Raw genomic sequence first — 13,447 nt, 5'->3', positions numbered from 1 at the left:
TCACCCCCAAGCCGCAGCAATAAACACCATGATGTACCTTAGTCTGGTTACATGGGTAAAATTCTTGTGACCGGCGGCGCCGGCTTTATTGGTTCTAATTTCGTGCACTACCTGTTGGAGAATACCGACCACAGCGTAGTGGTGCTCGATAAGATGACGTACGCAGCGAACGAGATGTCTTTAGCCGGTTTGCCGGCAGACCGTTTTGAGTTGGTCAAGGGCGATATTGCTGACACGGATATCGTTGACCCTCTGGTAAAGGCCGCAGATGCAGTAGTGCATTACGCAGCGGAGTCTCATAACGATAACTCCCTGAATGATCCCACCCCCTTTATTCACACCAACCTTATTGGTACCTTTACTCTCTTGGAAGCTGTCCGCCGGCATAAGACGCGCTACCACCACATCTCTACCGATGAGGTTTTTGGGGATCTTGAACTCGATGATCCCGCTAAATTTACTGAGACTACCCCCTACAATCCTTCCTCCCCGTATTCCTCCACCAAGGCCGGTTCTGACCTCTTGGTACGCGCATGGGTTCGGTCTTTCGGTATTGAAGCAACGATTTCTAACTGCTCCAACAATTACGGCCCTTACCAGCACATTGAGAAGTTCATTCCTCGCCAAATCACCAATATTTTGGCGGGTATCCAGCCCAAGCTCTACGGTGAGGGTCTGAACGTACGCGACTGGATTCATGCCTCAGACCACTCTTCAGCAGTGCATACTATTTTGGAGAAGGGAAAAATTGGCGAAACTTACCTTATCGGTGCAGATGGGGAAGTCAATAACATCACTGTTCTGCGCTCAATTCTTCGCCTGATGGGTCAGTCTGAGGACGCCTTTGAGCATGTTGTTGACCGCCCTGGCCACGACCTGCGCTATGCCATCGACGGTAGCCGCCTACGCGCGGAGCTAGGCTGGGAGCCTCAGTTCACTAACTTTGAAGCTGGCCTCAAGGACACCATCGCCTGGTACACCGATAACCGTGCCTGGTGGGAACCCCTTAAGGCTGAGGTCGAGGCTAAATACGCTAAGGCTGGCCAGTAATGCCCAAGAACTTGACTGTTCATACCACTGACATTCCCGGGCTGCTGGTTATTGACATACCTCAGCACGGTGATAACCGCGGCTGGTTCAAGGAGAACTGGCAGCATGAGAAGATGGTCGCCGCTGGCCTGCCTGACTTCGGACCTGTGCAGAACAATATTTCCTTCAACGCCGTTGCCGGAACTACTCGCGGCATCCACGCTGAACCGTGGGATAAATATGTTTCTGTGGCGACAGGTCGCATTTTTGGCGCCTGGGTTGACTTGCGCGCTGGGGATTCCTTCGGTGCTACCGTAACCGTTGAACTGGGCCCAGATACCGCGGTCTTCGTGCCCCGAGGTGTAGGTAATTCATTTCAAACACTTGAGGACAACACGGCCTATACCTATCTGGTCAATGATCACTGGTCAGCAGATGCTGTGGATGGCTATAAGTTTCTTAACCTAGCGGATGAAACGGTGGCGGTGCCCTGGCCTATCTCTCTGGAGAAGGCAGAACTGTCGGACAAGGACAGGGCTCACCCACGTCTTGCAGATGTAGACCCCCTGCAACCAGCACCTCTGCTGGTGGTCGGCGCTAACGGTCAGCTGGGGAGTGAACTCGTGCAACAGCTTGAAGCTACGGGTACTCCCTACATCGCGGCAACCCGAGAACAGATTGATGTGGCAGAACCAAGCACGTGGGCTGACGCCTATCGTTGGCGTTCATTGCGGGGCATCATTAACGCGGCAGCTTATACTGCGGTGGATACCGCTGAGACTGAGCAGGGCAGAGCGCAGGCATGGGCCGCTAATGCTACCGGTGTGGTTGCTTTGGCTCGAATTGCTGATGAGGCTGGCATCCCACTGGTGCATGTTTCTACCGACTATGTTTTTGACGGCAGTCTGCCCCTGGGGCAGGAGTACACGGTAGATGCGCCGGTAGCGCCTCTGGGCGTTTACGGTCAGTCTAAGGCCGCCGGGGAAATGGCGGCTCGCAGCGTAGCTCGGCACTATATTGTCCGCACCTCCTGGGTTATGGGAAACGGCAAGAATTTTGTTGAAATCATGAAGTCTCTGGCTGAGCGCGGCGTAGAACCCACGGTGGTAGCTGATCAATATGGACGCCCCACCTTCACCGAAGATCTAGCCGGCGCTATTTTGCACCTAGTCGAAGCAGGCTGCGAGTACGGCACCTACCATGTGTCCAACACAGGCGACGTCATCACCTGGGCTGATCTCGCAAAAACAGTTTTTGAGGCAACTGGCCACAGCCCAGATCGGGTGACCCCGGTGACAACCGAGCAGTACTTTGCCAAAGCTGAAATCTTTGCCCCCCGACCCACAAATTCCGCCATGGATTTATCAAAAATTATTGAAACAGGCTTCAAACCGCGTTCCTACCAGGATGCTTTATCCGCCTATCTCGCATAGATTTGGTAGTCATGCTCTAAGTAGGACGTCGTGTGGCAGCTCACCAGCTTGTCGGCGGCGTCCTGCCTTGTTTAAGCCTGAAAAATCAGCAATACTGGAGGGGTTGTCTTCATCGGCAACAAGCCAAGGCAGTGGAATGCCGGTGGGAAACTCCGGTAGGTCCGTAACTGACGGTGGCTGGTTAGAAAACGATTTCTAGCGCCAGTTCACTTATATAACTTGGCGCATCAACCTCTAACCAGCGAAAGGAATGCACACATGTCAAGTGCAGAAAAAATTTCAGCTAACGTCCGTGATGACTTCGGTAAGGGTTACGCACGTCGTATCCGCATGGCAGGCGACATCCCCGCCGTCATCTACGGTCACGGCGAAGACCCCAAGCACGTAGTTCTGCCCGGTCACCAGACCACCCTCGCAGCTCGTACCCCCAACGCTATCTTCGATTTGGATATCGAAGGAACCAGCGTTCTGGCTATGATCAAGGACATCCAGCGTCACCCCATCCGCCCTGAAATCCAGCACATGGACCTTCTGATTGTTAAGCGCGGCGAGCGCGTCGAAATCGAGGTTCCCCTGCACGTTGAGGGCGAGCCCGCAGTTGGTGCCGTAGCTAACCAGGAAGAAACCGTTCTTCTGGTTGAAGCGGATGCCATCAAGGCACCCGAGTCAATCACCGTTAACATCGAAGGTCGCGAAGTAGGCGCACACGTTCTGGCATCAGACGTTGAACTGCCCGCAGACGTAACTCTCGTTGCAGACGCTGAACTGCTGATCGTCAACATCTCAGAGCCCGAAGAAATCGATCTTCCCGAAGCCGGTGAAGAAGGCGGAAACGCTCCTGAGGGCGACATCGTTGAGGCTGCCGAATAATCAAATTAGGTTGGCGAATCCAACGATTCAGATAACTCAAAGCACTAAAGCTATGAGTCACCTGCCGGCACTCTAAACCGCAGGTACCTGTCAATGCCCGCGCACTTGCACCTAAAATGTACAGTGCGCGGGCATTGATATGTTGAGAGAACCATGAATTTTTTGAGAAAACTTCTTGAGCCGAAAGAGGGCGTTATAGTGGCTGATACCTGGTTGATTATAGGGCTCGGTAATCCGGGGTCTGAATATGAAAAGACTCGTCACAACATTGGTCAGATGGCGGTTGACGAACTAGCCCGTACGGTTGGCGGCAACTTTAGAAAACACGGGCGAGCTCGTGCGCAGGTCCTTGAGGGGCGCTTGGGAATGGGTGGGCCCAAGGTAGTTTTGGCTAAGCCTCTAACCTATATGAATGTTTCTGGAGGGCCGGTTTCTGGCCTCGCCCAGTTCTACGGTATCGACCCTGATCATATTATTGCTGTTCACGATGAATTAGATATCCCCTTTAATACCATCAAGCTCAAAATTGGTGGGGGAGAAGGCGGGCATAATGGTTTACGCGATATGACCAAAGCCCTGGGGACGAAAGACTACTACAGGGTGCGTGCAGGTATCGGACGCCCCCCGGGACGCATGCAGGTGTCTGATTTCGTACTCAAGCCCTTTACCTCAACGGAAGCTAAGGAGCTACCGTTCCTGGTTTCTGCTGCCGCTGATGCAGTTGAAATGCTGATTAAGCAGGGGCTCTTAGATGCCCAGCAGAAATTTCACGGAGCCTAAGGCTCCCCACTCGTCACCCCTCGAGAAAGCCGCACCTAACTACCATTTTTCTCAGCTGAGGAATAGGCTATAAAAGTATGCCGTTATAGAGGCAGAGCCATAGAAAGGGCAGACACGTGGCAATCGAATACCGTACCTCACCCGGCGCACCGCTCACCAACGATTTGGTGCGCGAACTCCGCAAAGACTTCCCCATCCTAGACCGCACCGTGAACGGGAATGCTCTCACCTACCTTGATACCGGTGCCACCAGCCAGAACCCTCTGCAAGTGCTGGACGCCGAGCGTGAGTACTACCTCGGGGCTAACTCCGCAGTTCACCGTGGAGCGCACACCCTTGCTGTTGATGCAACAGATGCCTTTGAGGACGCCCGCCGTACCGTAGCAGGTTTCATTAATGCCACAGAAACAGAGCTTGTCTGGACTTCTAATGCCACAGAAGCTCTCAATCTGCTGACCTACAGCTTCGCCAACGCCTCACAGGGGATTGGCGGCCACGATGCTGCCAGATTCGCCCTGGGGGAGGGCGATGAAATCGTCACCACCGAGCAAGAGCACCACGCTAACATCATTCCCTGGCAGATTCTGGCTGAGCGTACAGGAGCCACTCTACGGTACATCCCCGTGACCGATGAGGGTCTCATCGACTATGAGGCTGCGCAGACCATTGTCAGTGACCGCACCCGCGTGCTGACCTTTACCCACGTCTCAAATGTCGCCGGTTCGGTGACCGATGTTGAAATGTTGGTCTCCTTGGCTCGTAAAGTCGGTGCTATCACCGTGCTGGACGCCTGCCAGTCGGTGCCTCACATGCCGGTGGACGTCAAAAAACTGGGTGTAGACTTCGCAGCTTTCTCAGCCCATAAGATGCTAGCCCCCACGGGCATCGGAGCGCTCTATGGCAGAAATGAGCTTTTGGAGGCGATGCCTCCCTTCCTGACCGGTGGATCCATGATTACCAAAGTGACCATGAACGAAGCCCAATGGATGCCTGCCCCCATTAAGTTCGAGGCCGGAACCCAGCGGGTATCCCAGGCGGTAGCTTGGGCAGCAGCTGTGCGTTACCTGGAGCACCTGGGTATGGATCAGGTGCACGCCTGGGAGGCACACCTTGGCCAACTCTTGGCAGAGGGTATCGCTGAAATTCCCGGCATTCGGCTTATCGGCCCTGCCGCAGGTCAGCCACGTGCAGGTCTTGCCGCCTTCCACGTTGAGGGTGTGCACCCCCACGACGTAGGCCAGCTCCTCGATGAAAAAGGCATTGCGGTCAGAGTAGGCCATCACTGCGCTCAGCCCCTACACCGTGCCCTGGGGCTAACCGCCTCAACACGGGCTAGTGCCTACATCTACAACACCACCGAAGATATTGAACGGTTCGTGGACCAGCTATCAACCGTGCGTGCATATTTCGGCTACTAAAGACAAAACCGGGGTTAGAGCGCCAGCTGATACCCCTAATTTCTAAACCCATACCCAACACAGGAGAATCAATGAGCGGCCTTGAACAGCTCTACCAACAAATTATTCTCGAGCACTCCAAGCAGCGTACCGGCGAAGGTTTGATCGAAGCTGAAGGGAAGCGTGCCGCCAGCAACCACCAGTACAACCCCACCTGCGGCGATGAAATCAACTTGAGAGTCATCCTCAAAGACCAAGAAGAGGTCATCGAGTCTATTTCTTGGGAAGGGAATGGCTGCTCCATCTCGATGGCGGCAGCCTCCGTCCTCTCGGAGATGGCACCCGGTATGACAACTCAGGAGTTCCAAGCTCTGGTCGATGACTTCCGCGAAATGCTACGCTCACGCGGCACCGTAGAACCTGATGAAGAAGTGCTGGGGGACGCGGCTGCCTTCGCTGGCGTCTCTCGGTTCGTAGCGCGTGTGAAATGCGCTATGCTCTCTTGGGTCGCTGCTGAAGAAGCCGCTAAAGAAGCATCTGCATAGCACCTAACCAGACTGGTAAAAACCCTGCCTTCACTCCCGACGGTGGCAGGGTTTTTTGTTGCCTAAAACAAGCTCTGACCTGCGATGTCCCCCAAAAGGCTGGCTCTTCATACTACCCACTAACCTCCCCTTTACCGTACCGTTGAAGAAGACCAAAATACTTCGCGCTCGCACCGTGAAGACCAGTATCTTAGGGGATTAATGAACATCGGTTACGCTGCAGGCGCTTTCGACCTCTTTCACGTAGGGCACCTTAACGTGCTCCGTGAAGCTAAAAAGAACTGCGATTACCTCATCGCAGGCGTTGTTTCAGATGAAATGCTGGAACTCACCAAGGGGCGCAAGCCTATCGTGCCTCTGGCTGAACGTATGGAAATCGTTTCCCACATTGATTTTGTTGATGAAGTACGCGCCGAAACCATTGTCGACAAGCTAGAAACCTGGGAACAGGTGCGTTTCAATACCTTCTTCAAGGGTGATGACTGGAAGGGCACTCCCCGTGGAATCGATCTTGAGAACCGCTTCGCTCAGGTTGGTGTTGATGTCGTGTACTTCCCTTACACAGCTCACACCTCCAGCACCAAGTTACGCGCTGCTTTAGCCGCACTTACCTCTGCAGCTGCCTAACAGAGCTTTAACACTCTCAGCCTTATCAAAAGAACCCGGTCAACATCAAATGTTGACCGGGTTCTTTTGATCATCAGAGAAAGCTTAGTAGTTATTCTTGATAAACTCTTCAGCACTCGATCCGAGGGCTGAGAAAACACGGCCAATCTGAGGCTCAGCGGCGGCCGCAATTTTCTTGCCAACCAGGGGGATGGAGCACTTCACTTCGCCGTTCACAGTGGCAGTAGTGCGATCACCTTCGGAAATCAGTTTCTGCTGCGCGGTACCGGTGACGGGCACACCCTTGACCGAAACCTCTGAATCTACAGTGCGCGAGCCGTCTGCAGCGGGTGCTGAGACACGATCGACCTGAGTCATGGTGATACCGCTGCTCACACCGGGGATTTTCTTCGCCATATCAGGAATACGGTCAGCGGGGATACCGCGAACAGTGGTTGCTGTAAAAGCGCCGGTGTGGTCGCCTTCTACAGAGAAAGATTCGAGAGTGACTCGCACCTTTTCACTGGAAAAGCGTGCAAAGTTTTCGTCAGCGAAAGCCCGTGCTACCTGGTCAATCGGTGCGTTGATAATGGTGGTGCTCTGAACAGCCATAATGGTGCCCCTTTCAAAGGCCTTACTGAAGTGTCCTGTTCATTCTACGTGTGCTGGCACCGTAAAGGTACGGTTTTCTTCCTTTAAAGTATTAGGCGCCCCTTCTCAGAAAAGGGGCGCCCCATACTTCACTCATTCACAGGTCAAGGGTCTTATTTATTTCTTAGACCGCTCACAATCTGCCGTGCACGCCGGATAAAACTGGGGTGCTGCTGCTCCAGAGTCGATAGCTGGTCGCTCAGCTTATCTGCAGCTTCATTATTGCCCGGAACCCTCAAGGTACCCTGAAGGGACTCTGGATTAGCTAAAGCAGCATCTAGTCTACGAGCTAGGTCTTCAGCGCTGGTGACAACGATGGTTTCACCGTGCTCCTCCATGACCCGGGAGAACTCTACCTGGTGGTTATCTACCACTTCATCCAGCTCAGTGCGTCGAGGAACAGCTAGAGGAATTGCACCTACCTCTCGGGCATCCAGAATCGAACCAGGACCGCCCTGAACCAGCACCACCTTTGCTGCTCGATAAAGCTCGAGGAGTTCAGCGCGAGATATACGCTCAACGGCTTCAGCCTGCTGGGGCGCGGCTGTGAAACCGTGTTGTACCAGGCAACTAACATCAGGATGCTCGGCTAGGTAGGCATCCACCCAGCTCACCAAACGGTCAAAGTGGTGGTAGTCGGTGCCTAATGACACCACAAGATCATAATTCTTAGCGGTCACGTTCGACTCCAGTATTTAGAGAATATGGCCGATATTAACGGCTTCGGGGAATGCCTTCTTCTGCTCATCCCACTGCACTACAAAGAGATCGCTCATGGGGTAGCACATACGTCCGGTCATGGTAGGCATAGTGATCCGGTCGTAGGCCTCAATAAAGACTGTTCTGATCCCCAGTATCTTGGCGATGATGAAGAAAGGAACAGCCACAGCGGCACCGGTGGAGATGATGGCGTCAGGGCGTTCTTTGCGAAGAACGCGCCAGGCGACCCCCATATTGCGTACAGCATTAGGGATGTTGCGGGTGGTAGGGAAGTGCACCCAGTAGGTGCGTTCACCCTCGAGAGCTGAGCGTACTTCGGGAAGGTCGAAGGTAGCCCAGGCGCGGTCATGGTCTTTCCAAAATTTATCAAGAGCGATGAGCTGGGCAAGATGCCCGCCGGCGCTAGCGGTGAGGAGCACTTTCATGAGCTTACTTTACTTACTTCTAGAGGTTGGCAGAGGAAGCGTAGTAAACAGGGATGACCTGGGTACCAGCTGAGGGAGTTAGCTCGTCAAAGAGACGGCTGACGCTGGTGCGCTGGCTCTTAGCAGTAAAGGGCAGCAACAACACGCCAGTGCTATCGGCGGCTAACATCACCTGGGCAACTGAAGCGGTAGATGCAGTTTCTACCAGAACCGGTGAGTTCTGCTGAAGCTGGGTACTCATAGCTGAGGGTGCGATGCTATCAAACGTTGTAGCATCCATAAATGAAGTGTTGGTTGCCAATACACCCTGCAGAGTATGTGCCAAGGAGGCAGCGACACCGGGGGTAGGGGAGTAAATCGTGATTCCGCCCAGACCAGCCTTGGCAAGATCGCCTTCGGGCGCACCGATTCGGCGCAGAAGGTGCTGAGCAGATTCCCGTTCTTCACCATCTGCCATCAGAGAAACCTCTGAGCCTGAAATTTCAGAAAGACGCTGAGGGTAGCCGAGACCGCGTGCAGTGCGATCAGCGATGTAAGCAAAGAGAATACCCAGCAGAAGACCGGTAGCTGCACCGATAAAAATAGTCTGAGCCATACTAAAGGAAGCAGACTCCTGAGGCGGCTGGGCCTCCGAAATGATGCTACCGCTGTCAGTTGAGGTAGTTACAACGTTCAGTACTGCTTCGTCCACCACTTGTTTGGTCATATCATCGGCTACAGAATCCACCTTCTCCCGCAGCTCGTCTAGCCCAGCCTGTAAGGTGCCCTTGCGGTGATCAAGGTAAGCCTGAGCGACAGTGTTGGCTGCATTGGCTGCATCCTCGGGAGTATCAGCAGTAACCACGATATCTAAGATGGTGCTGTTGGAGTGCCCGGCAACATCGAGGGTGTCCATGAGGTCCCTGACGTCCATTCCGAGGTCATCTGCTGCTGCCTGAAGGACGGTGCGTGAGCCAGCAATAGCCTCTTCGGTGTCCATATCAACGGAATTGAGCGCTGACCTCAAGGAGGTGCCGCTGCTGGGCTGAACCACATTGATAACAGCTTTAGCCTCGTAACGCTCCGGGAACATGGCGCCTACTAAGGCTCCCAAAGCAGCAAAGATAAGTACAAACAGTAAGACAATGAATTTTTGACGCATAATACGGTGAACAGCGGTGCCTAAGGTAATGGGTGGTGCCTGCTGGTCGTTGCGTGGGCGGTTATATCGCTCCATGGGTGTATGTTCCTTCCCTAGTTTTGGCCTAGCGGCCTAATTTGCGAGTGAGTGATGTGAAGAATTTTTCGAGGCCAACCGCTGTTCTAAAGCGGTATAGCAGTAAGAGATACGTTGGAATGATAACGGCTGCGTAAACCAGTAGAGCTGTGAGACTCTGCCCCCACAGCAGCACACTAAGCGCTCCTCCTAACCCCGGTAGCAGGGCTGCAATAGTGACAGTGGGTAGTATCTCGGTGGGCTGTGGTCTAATACCGACTTTGGTGTACACCTGGTATGTCGCCATTCCACAGTCAACGAGCACCGCAGCCGCCCAGGCCGTGGCCGCGCCTTTTAGCCCCCATACGGGAATCAGGGTGAGATTGAGAGCTACAGCAACGACTAGAGCTGACAGCTTGTTATAGAGCTGCCACCTACTCTTACCGCTCATAAGGAGCACGCTTTGCACACCTCCGGCAGCCATCTGCAGCAGCATGGCTGAGCAGATGATCCAAAAGAGAGGGGCGCCGATCGTGAATTCTTCGCCGAAAAAGCGGAGCAGAGTTTCCCCAAAGATGGCCAGGGTAATGAAAAAGGGCCAGCCAACTGCAATGAGAATACGAGTGGCAGAAACAAAAATCTGACGCGCACGAACCGTGTCAGCTCGCGCAATGGCTGCAGAAATTTCTGGCCCGGTCACCACACGCGCAGTGTGCTCAACCATAGCACCAACGCGCACGCACCGGTTAACGGCTCCGTAGACACCGCTTGCAGCCGGACCCAAAAAGACGCCAATAAGCAACACATCAATCCATTCCAGCGTCGCTTCGACCATGGCAGATACGCCGCGGGCAGAGCTGAAAGACCAGAAGCTTTTCGCCGATTCAGGTGCAGCTACTGAAGCCTGAGGAACCGAAACCACAGCTAGGTGGCGCGGGAGATAATGCGGCAGGTCAGGCTCAGATGGCATATATTTCTTGACCCAAAGCACAGCGAACAAGAGAACCAGCAAGATAGGAAGTGACCAAGCTAGCGCCAAGTAAACTACCGCTCCTGAAAAGCTAACTGCAAGAAGTACTGCGAGAATGCGCAGGGTGGGTAAAACAGTGCTTTGTAAGAAAGTAAATTCAACGGTTTGACCTAAGCCACGGAGTGCTCCGAAAGCCAGCGTCATCCAGGCTGCAATCAACAGAAAGGGTGCCGAGACAAAGATTGCTAATCGGATCTCTGGTTCAAGCTGTGGAGTGATGGCAGGTAGCGCGTAGATGAGCGCAGCAGCAACCACCGCTAAAGCGATAAACGTTGAAGGTACCACCGCAAAACGGATGAGTTGTGGCAGTGCAGAGTAGCGTCCAACGGCCCGTTGCGCGCTCATGGTGCGCACCAGTCCGGTATCGGCACCAAAGACACACAAGGAAGTACCCATAGCGAAAAGCGCCATGACCTGAAAGAAAGCGCCAGCGCCTGCAGCCCCAGCACCGTTAGACACGATGAGTGTAGCTATAAATGCAGCAGCAGAACCGTATATGACGTAAAGGGTTGAAAAAGCCCCACTCTTAGCTAAGGAACGAGCCACTAGAGACCCTCCCCGTACGTTCGAGATCGCATCATCAGCGCAGTACACAACATCAAAACAGAGAGCTGAATAACGTCAAAAGAGTAGAAAGTTACTACTGCTAAGGCCGACACAATCACAGAGTGAACCCATAGACCGGTGTGAGAAGCGATATGCCAGGTGTTAATTAATACGGAAATAACGTAGGTCAAGAAAAGCCCTAGGCCTACAAAACCGAAGCAGAACATGAGAGCCCAAATCTGGCCCTGCGTTCCCATCGAGACACCCACACTGTCAGACATCTGAGACGTTCCGTAACCAACCAGTGGGGAACGCATGGTGTAAGCGAACGTAAGTTCATAGAGCGAAGCTCGACCGCCTGTGGAGTCAGAGTACTCCTGACGCCCCAGAATCTCTTCAACGGCACCTGAGACTGTCAGGTAGGTGACCGTTCCTACCAGTAGGAGTGCGCCGATACCTACCGCTCGCCAGTCACCCTTAAAGAGCAGCCTCATCAAAACGTAGGCGCAAGAAGCACCAAGCCCGATGAACATACCTCTGTTGGAGGTCGCTACAGCCGGTACTAAAGAAAGCACGACGGCGATACCCAAAAAAAGCTTGATCTTGTTTGACTTTACGCCTGCCATCACTCCAAAAACCACAGGGGTCAACAAGGCATACGCCAGACCCCAGGAGTTTGCGTAATTAAAGGGCGCAGAGGGGCGATTATAGGGCACTTCCACGCCCCAGGGCCTCTGTACCTCTGCCATCGCGGGGTAAACGTAGGTGCGCACCATCTCATTGTTAAGCAGACCGCCGGGCATGATAAAGCTCATGGGCGTACGCAAACGGAAGTCAGGGAAAATGAGGGCTAAATGACCCAGGACCACCATAGTGAACCAAACGGTCAGTAAACCACCCAGTAGATGATCGTTGGGGATGCGCTCGCGGGCATTGAAATAGTAGAGAGTGAAGATACCAGCGTTGAAGATATTCATGTAGCGCTGAAACCAGCCCAGGAATTCTGAAGCATTATCAATCGAGACGAGGCAGACCACACCCCAGAACATGAGGGCAAACCAGATCCACATGGTTGAGTGCACCAGTACACGACGACGCATCACCATGTAAACAATCATGATGCTGGACAGAATGGTGGGAGCAAACTGCAGCAGCCCCATCGCCCAGATAACGGGTAGACCGTAAAAAAGAGCGAGCAGGGGCCACGCTGGTAGCGGTGCATTCACTGAGGGATGCACCGCAGCCAGGAAACGGTTTTTTTTACCCGTGGGCGTGATAGCGACTGACATGCAGTTATAGACCTCGCCCTGTTTTCTGTACCAGATCTAGCAGGAACTGGGGCTTGATGAGGCCAGTGGCAATCACATAGGCAGCCCAAGCTCGAAGCTGCTTGACGTCGCGGCGGATGGCTGAGGTCGCAAACTGCTTTGCGAGTTTTTTATTACCCACAGCAGCATGCGCGAAAGCAATCTGCCCCGCGATGCGTGCAAGTCCCTTAGGCTGACGCTCAAATTCTGGGTACTTCTGCAGGATGTAGGTAAGACCTTCAGCCATGGACTGCCAGTGCCCTGCAAAAAATGAGGGGCGATCCCACAGAATGAGGGCGCCGGGTTGTTGGATGGAATGAATATCTCCAAACCGTGTGGCGCGCAGATACATCTCGTAGTCCTCACCATACCCGTGAGGTAGATTCTCATCGACTAGGCCGATACGACCATCGGGGAGGATGTCTTCCCTCTTAAAGAGTGTGGTGCTGGGGTGAATAGCTATGATGCGGGACTCGAGCAAGTCATCGAAGGATGCCACGGCGGGTGCGGAGCGCTCAACGTCCTTACCATCAGTTCGCACCATGATGCTCGATGAGATGGCAACTGCTTCGGGGTTCTGCTGCCAGAGGCTAATTTGAGCCGCGATACGGTGGGGGTACCAGTAGTCATCATCGTCGCAAAAACCAGCATACTCACCGGTTGCTGCTGCAACGGCGGTGTTTCTGCCGCCAGCTAGCCCTTTAGTTTGATTGTTAACTATTGTCCTGAGAGTGCGGTTGGCAGGGGCCGTTAGATCTGAAAGGTCATCAATTTCGACATAATCAAAGACCACGATAATCTCGAGTTCCCCAGCATAGTCCTGATCGAACATGGACTGAACAGTCTTTCGCAGAAGCTGAGGACGCTGACCAGCGGTGGCAATGAGTGCTGAAACTTTAGGGTATGACATAGC

Annotated in this window: 14 protein-coding genes; 7 read left to right on the top strand and 7 right to left on the bottom strand. The window is 53.6% G+C overall.

The window, feature by feature from the left end:
* Nucleotides 1–51 precede the first annotated feature (51 nt).
* The 7 genes from rfbB (at nt 52) to ABD982_RS07345 (ending at nt 6,681) form a co-directional block, all read left to right on the top strand.
* Nucleotides 52–1,050, top strand: coding sequence for a dTDP-glucose 4,6-dehydratase (gene rfbB / locus ABD982_RS07375; RefSeq protein ID WP_345446106.1), 999 nt, complete (start codon nt 52–54; stop codon nt 1,048–1,050).
* Nucleotides 1,050–2,462: a dTDP-4-dehydrorhamnose reductase gene (rfbD, locus tag ABD982_RS07370; protein WP_345446104.1), complete on the top strand. Its 1,413-nt coding sequence runs from the start codon at nt 1,050–1,052 to the stop codon at nt 2,460–2,462. The genes rfbB and rfbD overlap by 1 nt, the downstream gene beginning before the upstream one ends.
* A 258-nt stretch (nt 2,463–2,720) precedes the next feature.
* Complete coding sequence (locus tag ABD982_RS07365; protein ID WP_251380713.1) at nt 2,721–3,332, top strand: 50S ribosomal protein L25/general stress protein Ctc; 612 nt, start codon at nt 2,721–2,723, stop codon at nt 3,330–3,332.
* 198 nt (nt 3,333–3,530) lie between these two features.
* Nucleotides 3,531–4,112 carry an aminoacyl-tRNA hydrolase gene (pth, locus tag ABD982_RS07360; RefSeq protein ID WP_345446101.1) on the top strand — a complete coding sequence of 194 codons (582 nt, stop codon included), beginning with the start codon at nt 3,531–3,533 and terminating at the stop codon, nt 4,110–4,112.
* A 116-nt stretch (nt 4,113–4,228) separates the two neighbouring features.
* Entirely contained in the window at nt 4,229–5,530 is a 1,302-nt protein-coding gene (locus ABD982_RS07355; RefSeq protein ID WP_425570031.1) for a SufS family cysteine desulfurase, read from the top strand.
* A gap of 71 nt (nt 5,531–5,601) precedes the next feature.
* Entirely contained in the window at nt 5,602–6,054 is a 453-nt protein-coding gene (gene sufU / locus ABD982_RS07350) for a Fe-S cluster assembly sulfur transfer protein SufU (RefSeq protein ID WP_251380715.1), read from the top strand.
* Between the two features lie 201 nt (nt 6,055–6,255).
* Nucleotides 6,256–6,681, top strand: a complete 426-nt coding sequence (locus ABD982_RS07345) for an FAD synthase family protein (protein WP_345446098.1) — start codon at nt 6,256–6,258, stop codon at nt 6,679–6,681.
* A gap of 84 nt (nt 6,682–6,765) precedes the next feature.
* Here the strand turns inward: ABD982_RS07345 and ABD982_RS07340 are convergent, their stop codons facing one another.
* The 7 genes from ABD982_RS07340 to ABD982_RS07310 form a co-directional block, all read right to left on the bottom strand.
* On the bottom strand, nt 6,766–7,272 hold the full coding sequence (locus ABD982_RS07340; protein ID WP_345446096.1) for a DUF2505 domain-containing protein: 507 nt from the start codon (nt 7,270–7,272) through the stop codon (nt 6,766–6,768).
* Nucleotides 7,273–7,424: 152 nt separating this feature from the next.
* Entirely contained in the window at nt 7,425–7,991 is a 567-nt protein-coding gene (locus ABD982_RS07335) for a glycosyltransferase (RefSeq protein WP_345446094.1), read from the bottom strand.
* A 15-nt stretch (nt 7,992–8,006) separates the two neighbouring features.
* Nucleotides 8,007–8,456 (bottom strand): PssD/Cps14F family polysaccharide biosynthesis glycosyltransferase, encoded by a 450-nt coding sequence (gene pssD, locus ABD982_RS07330; protein WP_251380719.1) that lies wholly within the window; start codon nt 8,454–8,456, stop codon nt 8,007–8,009.
* A 19-nt stretch (nt 8,457–8,475) separates the two neighbouring features.
* Nucleotides 8,476–9,672: a YveK family protein gene (locus ABD982_RS07325; RefSeq protein ID WP_345446090.1), complete on the bottom strand. Its 1,197-nt coding sequence runs from the start codon at nt 9,670–9,672 to the stop codon at nt 8,476–8,478.
* 28 nt (nt 9,673–9,700) lie between these two features.
* Nucleotides 9,701–11,227, bottom strand: coding sequence for an oligosaccharide flippase family protein (locus ABD982_RS07320; protein WP_345446088.1), 1,527 nt, complete (start codon nt 11,225–11,227; stop codon nt 9,701–9,703).
* Complete coding sequence (locus tag ABD982_RS07315; RefSeq protein WP_345446086.1) at nt 11,227–12,516, bottom strand: O-antigen ligase family protein; 1,290 nt, start codon at nt 12,514–12,516, stop codon at nt 11,227–11,229. The genes ABD982_RS07320 and ABD982_RS07315 overlap by 1 nt, the downstream gene beginning before the upstream one ends.
* A 4-nt stretch (nt 12,517–12,520) precedes the next feature.
* Nucleotides 12,521–13,444 carry a glycosyltransferase family 2 protein gene (locus tag ABD982_RS07310; RefSeq protein ID WP_345446084.1) on the bottom strand — a complete coding sequence of 308 codons (924 nt, stop codon included), beginning with the start codon at nt 13,442–13,444 and terminating at the stop codon, nt 12,521–12,523.
* Between the last annotated feature and the right edge of the window lie 3 nt (nt 13,445–13,447).

This window comes from Rothia endophytica (assembly GCF_039543885.1).
GTDB lineage: Bacteria > Actinomycetota > Actinomycetes > Actinomycetales > Micrococcaceae > Rothia > Rothia endophytica.
Note: the sequence above shows the minus strand (reverse complement) of the source record. Positions and strands in the feature narration are given on the sequence as shown.